This window comes from Streptomyces sp. NPDC058985, from assembly GCF_042740985.1.
Classification (GTDB): Bacteria; Actinomycetota; Actinomycetes; order Streptomycetales; family Streptomycetaceae; genus Streptomyces.
Map to the genome: position 1 here is coordinate 257,314 of NZ_JBHYJX010000004.1, position 16,719 is coordinate 274,032.

A 16,719-nucleotide genomic window follows, 5' to 3' on the forward strand; every position below is an offset into this window, starting at 1 on the left:
CCGGCGACGGCCAGCCCGGGACCCGTGAACCGGCGGCGGCCGGCCCCTCAGCCCTGCGCCCGGGGCCGGTCGCGTCCGCGTTCCCGGTCCAGCGCGGCCGGCAGCTCGGTCCTGCGCCGAATCCGCAGTTTGCGGTAGGTGCTGGTCAGATGGGTCTCGACGGTGCGCCGGGCCAGGTGCAGCAACTCGGCGATCTCGGTGTTCGTGCGGCCGTCGGCGGCCAGTTCGGCGATCCGGCGCTCGCTGCCGGTCAGCGACCCGGCGCCGGTGTGGGACGCGACGGAGCCCCGGGCGCCGCCCTCGCGCAGGGCCTGTCCGGCCAGGGTGAGCCAGCGCAGGGCGCCCTTGCGTTCGGCGAGTTCGGCCGCCTCGCGCAGCAGGGTGCGGGCACGGCCGCGTTCCCCGGCCGCGATCAGCTGGCGGCCCTGGGCGAGGAGGGCCGGTATCAGCTCCATGTCGGTGTCGGCGGGCGCGTCCCGCAGGGTCCGTACGGCCTCCTCGGCCAGCTCCAGACCCCGGCGCCCGCCGGTCGCGGTGCCCAGCACTCTCAGCGCGCGGCCCACGGTGCGCGGGGTGTTCCACACCCGGGCGAGCCGCAGTTCCTCCGTCGCCAGGGCCAGCGCCTCCGGGCCGCCGCCCAGGGCCAGCCGGCACTCCGCGACCGCCGTCCGCCACGGGGTCACGACCGGGCTGACCACCTCGCGGGCCGACTGGCGCCGCCCGCACTCCAGGAAGTCGTGCAGCGCGCCCGCCGGGTCGCCGGCGGCGGCGCGCAGCACTCCCCGCGCGTACAGGTAGCGGTTCAACTCCCAGTTCTCGGGCACCTCGCGCAGCTCGAAGCGGTCGGCGTAGCGCAGCGCCTCGTCGATGCGGCCGGTGTGGACGAGGGCCATCAGGGCGTGCGCGTCCCGGTTGGTGGGGCCGTTGGCGCGTCCTGGGTCGGTGGCGAGCAGCCGGGCCAGGTCGCCGCGGGCGGCGGCGATGTCGGCGCGGGTGTTGAGGATCGCGTGCTGCATCGGGTGCAGCAGGGCGGGGTGCTGTCCGGCCAGGCCGCGTTCCACCAGCCGGTCCGCCTCGTCGAGTTCGTCGGCCCACTGGGCGACCGCGGCGGCGGTGCCCAGCAGGAAGGGCTCGGCGAGCGGGTCGGTGGGCTGCGCGAGCAGGTCCCGCACCCGGACCATGGCCTCCTCGGCGGAGATCAGCGCGGCCGTCGCCGCGTACCGCACCAGCAGGGCCTGTCCGGCGGTGCCCACCAGCTCCGGGGAGTGCCGGCCGGTCTCGGACAGCCAGCGGTACACCTCCTGCCGGGTCGCCAGGTCCTCGTCGGACAGCATCGCGGTGGCGGTCTGCACGGTGCGGGCCAGGCCGGGGTGGCCGGAGAGCCGGCCCTCCGTGCGGCGCAGCACCTCCATGGCGGTACGGATCTCGCCGCGGCCGGCCAGGGCGGTGCCGAGGGCGACCGCCGTACGCACCCGGTTGCGGGGCTCGGCCGGCAGGTGCTGGGCCTCGGCGAGGCGGGCGATGGCGGCGGGGGTGTCGGCGGAGGCGTACTCCAGGGAGCCCAGTTCGGTCAGCAGCCGCTGGCGGAGGTCGTCGGTCAACCGCTCGTCCAGGGCCCGGCGCAGGTAGGCGACGGCGTCGTCCGGGCGGCCGTCGTGCACGGCGACCGTCACGGCGTCCCGCAGCACCCGCAGCGCCCAGGGCAGGCCGACGACCGGGGTGCGCAGCAGGTGCCGGGCGACCGCCTCGACCCGGTCGCCCCGGCGCAGCATGGCCTCCGCCGCCGCCCGGTGCACGGCCTCCCGGCGGGGCCGCGGCCAGCCGGTGAGCACGGCGTCGCGCAGCAGCGGGTGGGCGAAGCGGGGGCGGCCGCCCGCGTCGTCGCGCAGCAGACCGAGCCGCGTCATGGCGGCGAGCCAGCCGGCGACCCGCGCGGGGTCGGCCCCGGCGGCCTCGGCGAGCACGTCGACGGGGTCTCCGGCGCCGGCCGCGCCCGCGGGCCCCTCCGGGGCAGTGGGCGTACGCCAACGGCCGGGCGTGCGGTGCCGAGCCTGAGCGGACGGGTCGTCAGGGCCGTGACGAGAGGCGGGCGTGTCCCCCGGGAACGCTTCGTACGCGTCGTGGAGTGCGTACGACGAACCGCCCTCCATCCCCGGCACGTCGCGGCCGGGCCGCGGGTACGGCCCGTGCGCCGGGTGCCCGACGACCGCGCCGCGCTGCGCGGGCACCGTCGTCTCCCCGTACGGCCCCCGCCCGGCACGGCCGGCACCGCCGGGCCAGGCGCCGGTGTGCGGACCGGGGGCGGTGGTGAGGGGGGCCGGATCCGTGATGAGGGGGTCGAGGGCCAGGGAGGGGCCGGGGTCCGCGCAGGCCGCCCGCCGGGTCTCGGTCCGGGCGTACCGCACGGGCTGCGGGTACGGGCCGCCGTCCCCGTACTCGGCGGGCCGGTCGTGCTCCGGCTCCGCGTGCCCCGTGGGCGTCCGTGCGGCCGGCTGGTCGCGGGCATGGCGAAGCTCGGCCCGGCGCGACGGCCGGCCCGGGGGCCAGGCCTGTTCCAGGGCCGCGAGGCTGCGGGCGACGTCGGCCGTCGCGGGGCCCGCGCTCTTCAGCCACCAGGAGACGGCCGCCGGATAGGACCCCGGGTACAGCTCCGCGGACGTCTCGGGCACCCGCGGCAGGCCCTCGGGGTGCCGGGTGCCGCCCAGGTCGTCCAGCAGGGCGTGCAGCAGCAACGGGCTGCCCGCACCGGCCCGTACGCAGTCCGCCGTCCACCGTGCCGAGGCGCCGGGGAAGGCGGCGCGGACCAGTTCGGCCGCCGCCGCGTCACTGAGCGGGGCGAGGGTGTGGGTGCGCACGAGGGAGGGCGACAGCGCCTGGGTGAGTCCGGCGGGCCGCGGTTCGATGTCGTACTGGCTGCGCTCGGTGGCGACCAGCAGGAGCGGTAATCGGTCGACGTGCCGGCCCGCCTCCGCCAGCCAGCGCCGCGAGGGCTCGTCGGCGAGGTGGACGTCGTCCACGGCGACCAGCAGCGGTCCCTCCTCGGCGTAGGAGCGCAGCAGCCGCCACAGCCGGGCCGCGCTGCCCCGGTCGTCGTCCCCGGGCGCCACGTCGGCGAACTCGGGTACCGGGCCGAGGAGATGGAGGACAGCGGAGAAGGGCACCGCGGTGTCCTCGGGCGAGCACCGCACGCGCAGCACCCGCAGGCCGCGGTCGGCGGCGTGCCGGGCGGCGGTCTCCAGGACGGCGGTGCGGCCGGTGCCGCTCGCACCACGCAGCAGGACGAGGCGGCCGGTGCCGGCCCGCGCGCGCTCGATCTCGGCCGCGAGCAGCGCGTGGGCGTCATCACGTTCGCGCAGCGGTCCGGTCATCGGTGCCTCCTGTGGTGGATGGTGCTCCCCCGGTGTGTGAGACGTCTGAACGGGCTGAGGGGTGGCATGAACTCGCCGATATCGCCGCGTCGCGTTCCCGGACCCGGCGGTGGCTGTGTCGGGGCTCACGGTGGTCCGCGGCCACCCCCACGGGCCCACGCACCCTTGCGTGCACCCTTGTGACCTGCTGAAACGCCCTGGTGTCGGTGGTTCGTGGTGCTGGTCGCGCTGGTCTCGTGGTGTGCCTCGTGGTGCTCCACGATTGCGGAGTCCCACTTGTCACAGAAGTGTGGAACACGCTCATCCGCTACCGGCCTGCGCCGCGTAACGGGCTCGTGAACAGGGGGGAAACGGTTGCTCAACTCACCCCGGACCACCATCACCACGACCACCCGCGGCTCCGGTGGAGCCGTCGGCGTCACCGACCGGCGCGTGCCGGTGGCGGTGACCGCTCCGGATCCGATCAGCCGCGAGGGCGCGGTCAGCCAGCTGCGGCGGCATCCGGAGATCGACCTGCGCGAGGGCTCGGGGCCGGGCACGGTGGCCCTGCTCATCGAGGACACGCTGGACGAGGCGGCGCTCACCCGGCTGCGCCGGATCGTGCGCAGCGAGGGCGCGCGTGCCGTGCTCGTGGTCGGCGCGATCCGCGAGAGCGAACTGCTCGACGTCGTCGAGTGCGGCGTCGGCGCCATCGTCTGGCGGCACGAGGCCACCGCGCACCGGCTGGTGCAGGCGGTGCTGGCCGCGGCGCGCGGCGACGGAGACCTGCCCGCGGACCTGCTCGGCCGGCTCATCAGCCAGGTGGGCACGCTGCACCGGGGCGCGGCGGGCCGACCGGGCGCCCCCTCGCTGGGCCTCGCACCCCGTGAGGTGGACGTCCTGCGTCTGGTCGCCGAGGGTCTCGACACCGGAGAGATCGCAGGCAAGTTGTCCTACTCCGAACGGACCGTCAAGAACGTCATGCACGGACTCACCACGCGACTGCACCTGCGCAACCGCGCGCACGCCGTGGCCTATGCCCTCCGGGAAGGCTACATCTGACCGAACGGGCAATCGAGAGCGGACCCTCGGGGCCGCGCGGGCAGAACGCCCTGCCCCGCCGTCGTCCCCGACGCGCCTGCGGGCGGGACGGCGGCGGGGACACGATCGGTGAGGGACGGCCGCGGCAGGGCCGGCCGGACTCAAGTACGGGCAGGGCGGGAGTGCTGGCGTGATCCACGAGGTGGACGAGGTCCTCAAGGGCCTCATCAAAAGTGGGGCGTTGGCCGGCTCGGGCATCGACGTGGCCTTCGAGGCGCCCACCCGTGACTGGGCGGCCCGGCGCAACGGCCCCGTGGTCAACGCGTATCTGTACGACATCCGGGAGGACACGGCCCGGCGCCAGAGCGGGAAGATGCCCGTCCACGACGACCGGAACATCGTGGTGCGGCGGCGCCGCCCGCCGCGCTGGTTCAAGCTGTCGTACCTGGTGACGGCCTGGACGAAGACCCCGCAGGACGAACACCGGCTGCTGTCCGCCGTACTGGCGACCCTGCTGCCGCGCGAGCTGCTGGCGCCCGGTGAACTCCCCCCGTCCCTGGCCGCGCTCGACCTGTCGGTGCCGCTGACGGTGGCCGGCGTGCAGACCGAGTCCCGCTCCCTCGCCGAGATCTGGTCCGCCCTGGGCGGCGAACTGAAGCCCTCCCTCGACCTGGTGGTGACCGTGCCGTTCCCGGCGTTCCCCGAGTACGACGCCGGGCCCCCGGTCACCGAGGGCGCGACGGTCCTGGTCGGCGGCATCGACGGCGACCCGCCGATGTCCACCGGGCGCTCCCACCGGCCGCACCAGGTGGCCGCGGCCCGCGCCGCCCGCAAGGAGGCCCTGGGACACAAGGACGCCCTGGACCGCAAGGACCCGGCGGACACCCGTACGGGCAGGCGATGAACGTCCCTCGCACCGACGCCCCGGAGACCGCCCGTACCGGCTCCGCGACCGACCCGTACGACCACCCCGCCGAGATGCTGACGGTCCGTCTGGCCGCGCTGCGGGACCGGGTGGCCGCGCTGGTCGAGCACCGCGCCCCCGCCGACCCGACGGCCGACGACCCGCTGCGCGGCCTCTACCTGTCGGACGAGGCCGTCCAGCACCTGCTGCGCACCTGGCCGGCCGGCGAGGAACCCGGGGCCGGCGACCCGGTCGCCGTGGGCGGTCCGACGGGCCCCGGGGACCGGCTGGCGTGGCTGGCCGGGCGCACCAGGCTGACCGAACTGGACAGCTCGGTGCTGCTCATCGCCCTGGCACCCGACGTCGACCGCACCTTCGAGCCGCTCTACGGCTACCTCAACAACGACGTGAGCCGCCGCCGCGCCACCGTGAGCCTCGCCCTCGAACTGTGCGGCGTGCCCGCGCACCTGCCCGCGGCCCGCGCCCGCTTCCACGCCTCGGCACCGCTGTGCGCCCTGGGCCTGCTGGAGGTGGAGGAGCCCGAGCGGCCCTTCCTCACCCGTTCGCTGCGGGTACCCGACCGCCTGATCGGCCACCTGCTGGGCGACGACACCCCCGACGCCGCGCTGCTCGGCCTGGAGCAGCCGATGCCGCGGCCGCTGCCCTCGACGGCCGCCGGAAACGACGACTTCGTGAGCCGCCTCGCCGCCCGGCTGCACGACGGCCCGCTCACCGCCTACCTGCGCGAACCGCGCGAGGGCGACGGCCTGGCCGCCCTGGCCTCGGTGCTGGAGGCCGCCAAGACCGACGCGCTGCGCTGCTCCTCGCCCGAGAACCACGTCCCCGAGCTGCTGCGCGAGGCCCGCCTCAGCGGCCGGGCGGTCGTGGTGTCGGGTCTGCCCGAGAAGCCGGGGCCGCTGGTGCGGGAGCTGACCGCGGCGACGGACGTCACCGTGCTGATGACCGACCCCCGCCCCTACGACCCGCAGTGGTCCCCGGCCGACCCGCTGGTCCTGGATGCCCCGGGCCGCCGGGCCGGGGGCGCGGCCGCCTGGCGGGCCGCGCTGGGCGCCGACGCCGACGGGTTCGACCTGGCCACCGCCGTCGCCCCGTACCGGCTCGGCGGCGACCGCATCCAGCGGGCCGCGCTCACCGCCCGCTCCCTCGCCGCCTTCGACGGCACCGCGCTCACCGCCGAGCACGTCCGGCTCGCCGCCCGCCGGCAGTCCGCCTCCGGCCTGGAGAGCCATGCCCGGCGGATCCGGCCCGACGTGGACTGGACCGACCTGGTCCTGCCCGACAAGCCCCTCACCCAGCTGCGCGAACTCGCCCTGCGCGCCCGCCACCGCGACCAGGTCCTCGGGGAATGGCGGCTCAGCGCGGGCGGCGGACGAGGCCGGGGCGTGCTCGGCCTGTTCGCCGGCGAGTCCGGCACCGGCAAGACCCTGTCGGCGGAGGTGGTCGCGGCCGACCTGGGCCTCGACCTCTACGTGGTCCAGCTGTCGTCGGTCGTGGACAAGTACGTCGGCGAGACCGAGAAGAACCTCGAACGGATCTTCACGGAGGCCGACCGCACCGACGCCGTACTGCTCTTCGACGAGGCCGACGCCGTCTTCGGCAAGCGCTCCGAGGTCAAGGACGCGCACGACAAGTACGCCAACATGGAGAGCGCCTACCTGCTCCAGCGGCTGGAGTCCTTCGACGGCATCGCCCTGCTCACCACCAACCTGCGCGCCAACATCGACGAGGCGTTCACCCGGCGCCTGGACCTGGTGGTCGACTTCCCGTTCCCGGACGTCGACCAGCGCCTGGCGCTGTGGCGGCACGGCCTCTCCCACGTCCCGTCCGTCGACGGCATCGACCCGGCGGACCTCGCCCGGGACTTCGAGCTGGCGGGCGGTTCGATCCGCAGCGCGGTCGTCACCGCCGCCTATCTGGCCGCAGGGCGCGGGGGAACGGTGACGGCGGACGACCTCCTGGAGGGCGCCCGCCGCGAGTACCGCAAGGCCGGCCGGCTGGTCCCGGGGGAAGGCGACTGGTGATCCCGCCCTCCCGGTCCGTCACTTCTTCGTCAGCTTGATGATCTTCCATTCCTGGTCGTCGCTGTTGCTGCAGTGGTAGAGCGTCAGCTTCTCCCACGCCTCGCCGGTGCTGAAGCCGCTCACGTCCAGGCACTTGTTGTTGCTGGCGAAGTTGCGGATCCAGTAGTCCCCGCTCTCCTGCTTGTCGGCCCACCAGAGCTGGTTGTCCGCCTGCGTGCCGTCGCAGGTGAACTCGGTGATGTCCGTGGTGACGGGCGCGGCGCCGTAGCCCGCCAGGTCCATGCAGAGCCGGTCCTTGACGTTCACGATCTGGAAGAGGGGCGCCCCGTTGGGTCCGCCCTTCGGGTACTTCACTTCGAGGTCCCAGATCTGGTTGTCGCCGACCTCGTTGCAGTCCGACTGCTGGACCCGGCCGTTCAGCTCGCCCTTCTCGCGGCCGGGGAGTTCGGCGCACATCTTGGTGGTGGCGTTGCGCAGCATGACGTTCTTGGCGGGCACCAGCGGCTTCACGGCCGGTTTCTTGGGCTTCTCGGGCGCCTTGGACTCGCCGCCCTTGTCGCCGTCGCCGTCGCCCTTGCCCCCGCCGTCGTCCTTCGGCTCCTGGGTGACCGGCTGCTGGGGCTGCGGCTGCTCGGCGGCGGCGGGCGATTCGGCCTGGCTGGGCAGGGTTTCCGGGGACGCGCTGGGGCTGGGGGCGAGGGCGGCGCCGGCCTGCTCCGTCTGCTCCGTCGCACTCGTACGGACCTGCGGCTTGTACGCGATCCAGATCATCACGAACGCGATCGCGATCGCCAGGAAGATCCCGAAGAACGTGGCCAGCCAGCGCGGCAGGAACCCACGCTGCACATACGTCCCCTCGACCTCCGTCGGATCCGTCCCCGACCGTTTGACGGACAGGGTGTAGGGACGCTCCTCCTTCGAACCGAACCAGATGATCTCCCGCGGCTTCAGCGTCGTCTCCACGAACGCCGCACGACCCGGCTCGATCTGCACATTCCCCGGACGGATCTCGTACGACAGATGATCCCCGTTGTCGCTCCCCGCGACCGACGCCGTCACCTTCGTATTACCGAGATTGTCCACCGCCAGCCGCGGCCGGCCCCGGAACCGGCCCTTCACCGTCGGCGGCACCAACTCCGCACGCACCTCGGTGAACGCCGTGATCGTCAGATTCCCCTCAGGAACCGTCACCGCATCCGGATGCTCCGTCGGCGTAATCCGCACCGCATACGGATTCGGCCCCGCCACCGCATCCGACGTCCGCGGCGGAGCGAACGTCAGCTCCACCGTCCCCGTCGTCCCCGGATACAGACGCAACGTCTGCGGCTCCACCGTCGTCCAGGGCGACACATCCCCGACCGGCTCGAACCGATACTCATCGACGACGTCACCGGTATTACGCACCCTCAGGCGCACACGCGTACTGCTGCCGGGGTCCACAGTCGCGGACGCGGGCTCCAGCGAAGTCCACAGGCTCACGTGGCGAGGCTAGAGGCGATCTCACGGGGCGTCAGCGGACCTCGGGGCAGTGGTGCGTGCCCCGAGGTACTTGATGCGACGGCCTCCCGGCCCCCGCCGTCAGTCCTTGCTGGGGTGGACGATCTTCCACTCCTGGTCGTCGGTGTTGGTGCACTCGGCGATGTTGAGCGGGGTCTCGGTGCCGCCGCGCTGGCCCTTCACGTTCAGGCACTTGCCGTTGCTGGCGAAGTTGCGGATCCAGTAGTCGCCGCTCTTCTGCTTCTGGATGTACCAGAGCTGGTTGTCCGCCGTGGTGCCGTCGCAGTGGAACTCACCGATGCCGGTTCCGACGGGACGGCCGTCGTACTCGCCCAGGTCCATGCAGAGCTTGTCGGTGACGTTGCGGATCTGGAAGAGCGCGGTCCCGCCCGGGCCGCCCTTCTTGTACTTCACTTCGAGGTTCCAGTACTGGTTGTCGCCCTCTTCGTGGCAGTTGGCCTGCTGGACGATCCCGTTGATCTGGCCCTTCTCCCGCCCGGGGATGTCGGCGCACATCTTGGTGGTGGCGTTCCACAGCATCACGTTCATGGCGGGCACGACGGGCTTCGGCTTCGGCGGCTGCTTGGACTCGCCGCCTCCCCCGCCACCGCCACCACCGCCGTCCTCGTTCTCGTCCTTCTCGGAGACCTGCGGCTCGGGCTCCGCGGCGGGCGATTCGGCCGCGCTGGGCAGGGTCTCGGGGGTGGCGCTGGGGCTGGGGGCGAGGGCGGCGCCGGCCTGCTCCGTCTGCTCGGTCGCACTCGTACGGACCTGCGGCTTGTACGCGATCCAGATCATCACGAACGCGATCGCGATGGCCAGGAAGATCCCGAAGAACGTGGCCAGCCAGCGCGGCAGGAACCCACGCTGCACATACGTCCCCTCGACCTCCGTCGGATCCGTCCCCGACCGCTTCACCGACAGCGTGTAAGGACGCTCCTCCTTCGAACCGAACCAGATGATCTCCCGCGGCTTCAACGTCGTCTCCACGAACGCCGCACGACCCGGCTCGATCTGCACATTCCCCGGACGGATCTCGTACGACAGATGATCCCCGTTGTCGCTCCCCGCGACCGACGCCGTCACCTTCGTATTACCGAGATTGTCCACCGCCAGCCGCGGCCGACCCCGGAACCGGCCCTTCACCGTCGGCGGCACCAACTCCGCACGCACCTCGGTGAACGCCGTGATCGTCAGATTCCCCTCAGGAACCGTCACCGCATCCGGATGCTCCGTCGGCGTAATCCGCACCGCGTAGGGATTGGGTCCCGCCACCGCGTCAGAGGTACGGGGCGGAGCGAACGTCAGCTCCACCGTCCCCGTCGTCCCCGGATACAGACGCAACGTCTGCGGCTCCACCGTCGTCCAGGGCGACACATCCCCGACCGGCTCGAACCGATACTCGTCCACCACGTCACCGGTATTGCGCACTCGCAACCGCACACGCGTACTGCTGCCGGGGTCGACGGTGGCGGACGCGGGCTCGAGGGAAGTCCAAAGGCTCACGCCGCGACGCTACGTGTGATCCGATGCGACGTCAGGAGTCGCAAGGGCAAACCGGTTTGCCCTTGCCGACGACGTCATACGGTGATGCGGACCGCCTCCAGCTGGTGCCGCTGGTCCATCGGGCTGCCGAAGTACCGCCAGTTCCCGTCCTCGGTGCAGCCCTGCTTCTGCCAGCCCACGTCCTTGACATGGGTGTTCGGGCAGACGGTGCCCTCCGTCGTCTTGAGGGTGAACCCCTCCAGCGAGGACACCGCCTCCTTGGTGCTGCCGAGGTACATGTCGACGCCGTCGCCGGCGCTCGCCCACTTGTCCCCGGTCAGCCAGCCCTCGACGACGTGGGCGCCATTGCCGGAGACGCCCTTCGTGCCGGACACGGCAATGTTGAGTGCCTTGATCGGCAGGCTCTTGCCGACGGTGCCGGCCTCGGCGCCGTCGCACACCGGTTGCTGCCAGCCCTTGTCCGCGACGTAGGCGCGGTAGCAGATGTGCCGGCCCTCGCTGCGTTCGGCCAGCTCCTTCACCGCCGTGGCGGCGGTACGCACCGGTGGCTTGGCCTTCTTCGTCGGCTTCTTGGACGGCTCGCCACCGCCACCACCGCCGCCTCCGCCGTCGTCGTCCTTAGCGTCGGGCTGGGCGGGCTGTGCCGCGGGCGACTCGGCGGGGGCCGGGGGAGCCGCGCTGGGCAGGGTTTCCGGGGACGCGCTGGGGCTGGGGGCGAGGGCGGCGCCGGCCTGCTCCGTCTGCTCGGTCGCACTCGTACGGACCTGCGGCTTGTACGCGATCCAGATCATCACGAACGCGATCGCGATCGCCAGGAAGATCCCGAAGAACGTCGCCAGCCAGCGCGGCAGGAACCCACGCTGCACATACGTCCCCTCGACCTCCGTCGGATCCGTCCCCGACCGTTTGACGGACAGGGTGTAGGGACGCTCCTCCTTCGATCCAAACCAGATGATCTCCCGCGGCTTCAACGTCGTCTCCACGAACGCCGCACGACCCGGCTCGATCTGCACATTCCCCGGACGGATCTCGTACGACAGATGATCCCCGTTGTCGCTCCCCGCGACCGACGCCGTCACCTTCGTATTACCGAGATTGTCCACCGCCAGCCGCGGCCGGCCCCGGAACCGGCCCTTCACCGTCGGCGGCACCAACTCCGCACGCACCTCGGTGAACGCCGTGATCGTCAGATTCCCCTCAGGAACCGTCACCGCGTCAGGATGCTCCGTCGGCGTAATCCGCACCGCGTAGGGATTGGGTCCCGCCACCGCGTCAGAGGTACGGGGCGGAGCGAACGTCAGCTCCACCGTCCCCGTCGTCCCCGGATACAGACGCAACGTCTGCGGCTCCACCGTCGTCCAGGGCGACACATCCCCGACCGGCTCGAACCGATACTCGTCCACCACGTCACCGGTATTGCGCACTCGCAACCGCACACGCGTACTGCTGCCGGGGTCCACAGTCGCGGACGCGGGCTCCAGCGAAGTCCACAGGCTCACGACGTAAACGTACGAATTGGACGGCGGGCTGTCAGGGGCCTTCAGGGCATTGCACGTTGCCCTGACGGGCCGTTCGGCGAAGGGCCGGGACTAGTCCGCATCCTCGGCGTGTTCGGCAGCGGACCGCTGGGCGACGACGGACGGGGCGACGTCGACCCCGGACTCGAAGGCATCGCTGTCGCGCACCGCCGCGACCTCGGAGTCCTGCCCGGGGTCCGTGTGGGAGGGGCCGGCGCCGTTGCTGACTCCCGTTTCCGTGATGCCCCTGCTGTTCTTGTCGAGGTGGCTGGCCTCGTGGGCGAGGATCCCCTCGTTGCCGATGGCGGACGGGCCGAGGTACACGTCCATGCCGATCGTCATGGCCTCGGCGCCCATGGCCGCCGTCGCGCGCTGAGCGATCGGGTCCGCGTGAACGCGGCCGTCGGCGATTTTCGGGTTCTGGTAGAACGACGTCGCCTTGGCGAGAAACGACCCGGGGAGCGACGAGGAGGGCGTTTCCTTGGCGGCGGCCAGGAGCTGGCTCTGGCCCTCCGGGCTTCTGTCGTCGATCCCGTCGTGCCCGCAGCCGGCGCCGTGCTGATGCTGCTCCGGGTCGAAGCGGCGCTGGACGACACTGCTCACCGCCGCGTTCCCGGCCTGGTTCTGGAGGGTCAGCATCCGGTCGGCCGTGGTGCCGAGCGGGGAGGCGCGGCGGGCCGGGCTCTTCTCACCGGTCCGCTGGTCGGCCTGGTTCTCGTGTGCGCGCACAACGCTCCCTCGGCAGATGGTGGCTCGGCACAGGACGGGACTCTCGCAGGTCTACCCGGACCGGCCGCCCGGCGCAACGGCCGTGAGGGCAGGCTTGAGGGCAGGCGTCCGATCAGGCCGAGGAGAGCTGATTGGTGATCTCCTTCTCCCAGGCTCCCTGCTGCGCCGGGTCGTTGAGCGAGGCCGTCCACTCCTCCTCCGACTGGTGGTGCTGGTCCGGGCCCGCCTTGAGGACCACGAGCAGGGCGCGCGCCGACCGGCGGATGTCCTCCGGAACGTCCCTGCCCACGCGGACGTCCGGTCCGGCGGCGAGCGCGTAGAGCTTCTGCGCCATGTGGTGGCGCTCGCCCTGCTTGACGGACTTGGTCACCTTGAAGAACTCCGCGACGGCGTCGCGCCGTCGGACGCCCTGGGCGCCTGCCGCCCCGGCCCCCTCCGTCCGCTCCGCCTCGTTCTCGTCCTGCGCCAACGTGGGCCGGGCCCACCGGTCGGGATGCCGGGCCTCGACATAGCGGTTGGAGCCCGCCCTGGCCCCCTTGTAGAGGCCGTTGCCGAGCAGGAAGGCCGCCGCCACACCGGCCACGGCGGGTGCCGCCGGACCAGTGACCGCCCCGGCGGCGGCCGCGATCGCCAGCCCGCCGGCGGCGGTACGCACCGAGTTGCCGCCCAGGTTGGCGACGCGCTTGGCCAGTTTGGTGTGCTGCTTGTGGCGGGCGTACTGGCGCAGCTCGACGATCTCGGCCTGCAGCCGGCTGTTGAGGCTGGCGACCGCGGCCGCGAACTCGTCGATCTCCGGTTCGTTCCCCTGCGCCTGCTCAGCTGTCGCCTCGCCCAGCCGCGCCTGCGCCCGGCCCAGCTGGTCGAGTACGTCCTGGAGCATCCCCGCCGCCTTCGGCGCCGCGTCCGGGGCTTCCAGGTCGAGGGCCTTGAGCCGGCTCTTCTTGGTGTACGTCTTCCAGACCGCGGGGATCTCCCGGAGCACCGCGATCATGGAGAAGGCCACGGTGGCACCGCCGGTCAGCTCACCGAGGGCGGTCACCCCGTTCAGGTTGCCGGAGTTCTTCACCGCGGCGTTGGCCATGCTGCTGAGGTCGCCGACGACCATGCTGCCGCTCGACGCCACGCCGAGCGGCTTCCCCTTCATGTCCTTCCTGGCCTTGTGGGAGGCCGGGCCGGTGTCGTGGCGGCTCTTGCGCGCGGTGTTCAGGGTGCGCAGGTCGTTGATGACTCCCAGGGCGTCGGTGACGAAGTTGATGCCGCTGCCGACCTGTCCCATGACCGCGGTGGTCTGCATGTCGCCGGTGTCCGACGTGGCCTTCGCCTGCGTCCGCACGCCCGCTTCGGTCGGCGCGTTGACGCGGGTGGCCATGGTGTCCGGTGTGTCGAGGACCTTCTTGGACTTGTCGGCCTTGGCCTCGGTGCCGAGGAGCTGGTCGACCTTCTCGTTGACCTGTCCGAGCTTGGCCCGGATGGCGGCCAGGCGCCGCCGCAGCCCGCGTCGGCGCTGCTCCACTTCCTCCTGGCCGCGCTGTTCCTCGGCCGCCTCCCGCTCCTCCTCCGCCGCGGCCCGTTCCTCTTCGGCCGCGACCTGCGCCTCTTCGGTCACCGGCGCCTCTTCGGCCACGACCTGCTCGGCAGGGGCCACGACCTGCTCGGCGGGGGCCACCACCTGCTCCGTCTCGGCCACCACCGGCTCCGGCGGGGCCGGCTCCACCACCGGCTCCGGCGGGGCCGGTTCCACCTCCGTCCCCGTCCCCTGCCGACGGCGCGCGGCCTCCTGCGCCCGCTGGTGCTCCGCCGCGACCGCGTTCATCCTCGCCGCCGTCCGCCGGCGCCGCTCGGCCGCCGCCTCAGGCCGCCGGCGACCCGCCGCGGCCGCCTCCGCGCCCACCTGCCGGTGCGCCTCCGTCACTTCCTCCCGCCGACGGCCCTCAGCCGCCGCCTCCGCCGCCACCGCCCCCACCCGTCGGCGCCGCTCGGCCGCCACCTCCGGCCGCCGGCGACCCGCCGCGGCCGCCTCCACGCTCACCGCTCCCACCCGGCGACGCTGCTCCTCCTGTTCGGCCAGCTCCCGTGAGGCGGCGGCACCGCGCAGGTCGGCCGGAGCGGAGTTCGACCGGGCGCGGCCGGTCAGCAGGTCCGCGCCGCCCGCGCGCTGGACCACCTCGGCCACGGCCCTGTTACCCGCTTGGGCCTGCAGAGAGGCCATGGAAGGCTGCGTCTGCCGAGGCAGGCGCCGAGCGGGAGAAGCCGTGTCCGTGCGAGGGGTCTGCGTTTCGTGCAAGCGGTCCGGCACGGACAACTCCTCCTCGTGAACCTGAGCTGACATCCTGGCGAACTGACACTCAACACAAGATGTTGAAGCAAAAATGGCCGCATTCCACAGAGAAGGGCGACGACTCTGCCCCAAGGGGCACGAGAGGGGGCAGCCGGCATGCCCCTGGACCGGCCCCCCAGGACGTTTCGACGGCGGCAACGCGCGCGTGAAGCTGGGGGGCGTCCTGTCTCGTACCCCGAGGAGAGCAGAGCATGCCGTCCTACCTGTCGCCCGGCGTCTACGTCGAGGAGGTGGCCAGCGGCTCGCGCCCGATCGAGGGGGTGGGCACCTCGGTGGCGGCCTTCGTCGGTCTCGCCCCGACCGGCCCGCTGAACGAGCCCACGCTGGTGACCAACTGGACGCAGTACGTCGCGGCGTTCGGTGACTTCACCGGCGGGTACTACCTCGCGCACTCCGTCTACGGGTTCTTCAACAACGGCGGTTCCGCCGCCTACGTCGTCCGCGTCGGCGGTTCGGCCGAGGACGCGGCCGGCGACGTCACGGACGGCTCCGCCGCCCCCGCCGCCGTCACCGGCAGCGCCGCCAAGGCCGCGCTGCCCGCCGCCGAGCCCAAGCAGCTCGGCACGTTCGCCGTGACCGCCACCGGTGAGGGCCAGACCGGCCCGCTGACCGTCGAGGTCGCCGACCCCGAGGGCGAGGGCCCCGCCGAGCGCTTCAAGCTGATCGTCAAGGACGGCGAGAAGGCCGTCGAGACCTTCGACGTGAGCGCCAAGAAGGGCAACCGCTCCTACGTCGTCACCCAGGTCAAGGAGCGCTCCAAGCTCATCACCGTGACCGAGGCCGCGCCGTCCGCGCAGCTGGCCCGTCCGGAGAACCAGACCCTGACGCTGCCCGCGCCGCCGTCCGCCGCCCCGGCCGGTCCGGTCGAGCAGGCCGAGAGCGCGCACCCCGGCCCGGCCCAGTACCTCGGCGACTCCTCGGACCGCACCGGCTTCGGTGGTCTGGAGGCCATCGACGAGATCTCCATGGTCGCGGTGCCCGACCTGATGGCCGCCTACCAGCGTGGCGCGATCGACCTGGAGTCCGTCAAGGCCGTCCAGCTCGGACTCATAGCCCACTGCGAGCTGATGGGCGACCGCGTCGCCATCATCGACCCGCCGCCCGGCCAGAACGCCCGTCAGATCCGCGTCTGGCGCCAGGAGACGGCCGGCTACGACTCCAAGTACGCCGCCCTGTACTACCCCTGGATCAAGTCCTTCGACCCGGCGACCGGCCAGTCCCGCCTGGTGCCGCCGAGCGGCCACGTCGCCGGCATCTGGGCCCGCAACGACTCCGAGCGCGGCGTGCACAAGGCCCCCGCCAACGAGGTCGTGCGCGGCGCCGTCGACCTGGAGCTGCAGATCACCCGCGGCGAGCAGGACCTGCTCAACCCGATCGGCGTCAACTGCATCCGCTCCTTCCCCGGCCGCGGCATCCGCGTCTGGGGTGCGCGCACCCTCTCCTCCGACCCGGCGTGGCGCTACCTGAACATCCGCCGGTACTTCAACTACCTGGAGGAGTCGATCCTGATCGGCACCCAGTGGGTGGTGTTCGAGCCGAACGACCACAACCTCTGGGCCCGCATCCGCCGCAACGTGTCCGCGTTCCTGGTCAACGAGTGGCGCAGCGGCGCCCTCTTCGGCCAGAGCCCGGCAGAGGCCTACTACGTCAAGTGCGACGAGGAGACCAACCCGCCGGAGTCGGTCGACCTCGGCCGGGTCATCTGCGAGATCGGCATCGCGCCGGTCAAGCCCGCCGAGTTCGTGATCTTCCGGCTGGCGCAGTTCTCCAGCGGCAGCGGTGAGCTGGAGGAGTAGGA

The 16,719-nt window shown here is 72.7% G+C and carries 10 protein-coding genes; 4 read left to right on the top strand and 6 right to left on the bottom strand.

All coding sequences use genetic code 11. The annotated features are described in order from the left end of the window. Nucleotides 1-47 precede the first annotated feature (47 nt). A complete protein-coding gene (locus ACFW01_RS05555) occupies nt 48-3,368 on the bottom strand; it encodes an AAA family ATPase (RefSeq protein ID WP_234957043.1) in 3,321 nt (1,106 codons plus the stop codon). 354 nt (nt 3,369-3,722) lie between these two features. Between ACFW01_RS05555 and ACFW01_RS05560 the strand changes: the two genes are divergently transcribed. From ACFW01_RS05560 to ACFW01_RS05570, 3 genes are all read left to right on the top strand, one after another. Further along, entirely contained in the window at nt 3,723-4,409 is a 687-nt protein-coding gene (locus tag ACFW01_RS05560) for a LuxR C-terminal-related transcriptional regulator (RefSeq protein ID WP_384502441.1), read from the top strand. Nucleotides 4,410-4,578: 169 nt separating this feature from the next. Next, nucleotides 4,579-5,292 (top strand): DUF4255 domain-containing protein, encoded by a 714-nt coding sequence (locus ACFW01_RS05565; RefSeq protein ID WP_234957042.1) that lies wholly within the window; start codon nt 4,579-4,581, stop codon nt 5,290-5,292. A 74-nt stretch (nt 5,293-5,366) separates the two neighbouring features. Further along, complete coding sequence (locus ACFW01_RS05570) at nt 5,367-7,334, top strand: ATP-binding protein (protein ID WP_384502459.1); 1,968 nt, start codon at nt 5,367-5,369, stop codon at nt 7,332-7,334. A gap of 18 nt (nt 7,335-7,352) precedes the next feature. On the opposite strand, the gene ACFW01_RS05575 is transcribed toward ACFW01_RS05570, so the two are convergent. The 5 genes from ACFW01_RS05575 to ACFW01_RS05595 all read right to left on the bottom strand — a co-directional run bounded on the left by ACFW01_RS05575 (nt 7,353) and on the right by ACFW01_RS05595 (nt 14,792). After that, nucleotides 7,353-8,813: an RICIN domain-containing protein gene (locus ACFW01_RS05575; protein WP_384502442.1), complete on the bottom strand. Its 1,461-nt coding sequence runs from the start codon at nt 8,811-8,813 to the stop codon at nt 7,353-7,355. Nucleotides 8,814-8,912: 99 nt separating this feature from the next. Beyond that, nucleotides 8,913-10,337, bottom strand: coding sequence for a ricin-type beta-trefoil lectin domain protein (locus ACFW01_RS05580; RefSeq protein WP_384502443.1), 1,425 nt, complete (start codon nt 10,335-10,337; stop codon nt 8,913-8,915). Between the two features lie 74 nt (nt 10,338-10,411). Beyond that, on the bottom strand, nt 10,412-11,836 hold the full coding sequence (locus tag ACFW01_RS05585) for a hydrolase (RefSeq protein WP_384502444.1): 1,425 nt from the start codon (nt 11,834-11,836) through the stop codon (nt 10,412-10,414). Nucleotides 11,837-11,926: 90 nt separating this feature from the next. Beyond that, a complete protein-coding gene (locus tag ACFW01_RS05590; protein ID WP_234957040.1) occupies nt 11,927-12,583 on the bottom strand; it encodes a DUF4157 domain-containing protein in 657 nt (218 codons plus the stop codon). Between the two features lie 112 nt (nt 12,584-12,695). Then, nucleotides 12,696-14,792 (bottom strand): hypothetical protein, encoded by a 2,097-nt coding sequence (locus tag ACFW01_RS05595; protein ID WP_384502445.1) that lies wholly within the window; start codon nt 14,790-14,792, stop codon nt 12,696-12,698. A 320-nt stretch (nt 14,793-15,112) separates the two neighbouring features. On the opposite strand from ACFW01_RS05595, the gene ACFW01_RS05600 reads away from it, so the two are divergent. Further along, nucleotides 15,113-16,717 carry a phage tail sheath subtilisin-like domain-containing protein gene (locus tag ACFW01_RS05600; RefSeq protein WP_384502446.1) on the top strand — a complete coding sequence of 535 codons (1,605 nt, stop codon included), beginning with the start codon at nt 15,113-15,115 and terminating at the stop codon, nt 16,715-16,717. Nucleotides 16,718-16,719 lie beyond the last annotated feature (2 nt).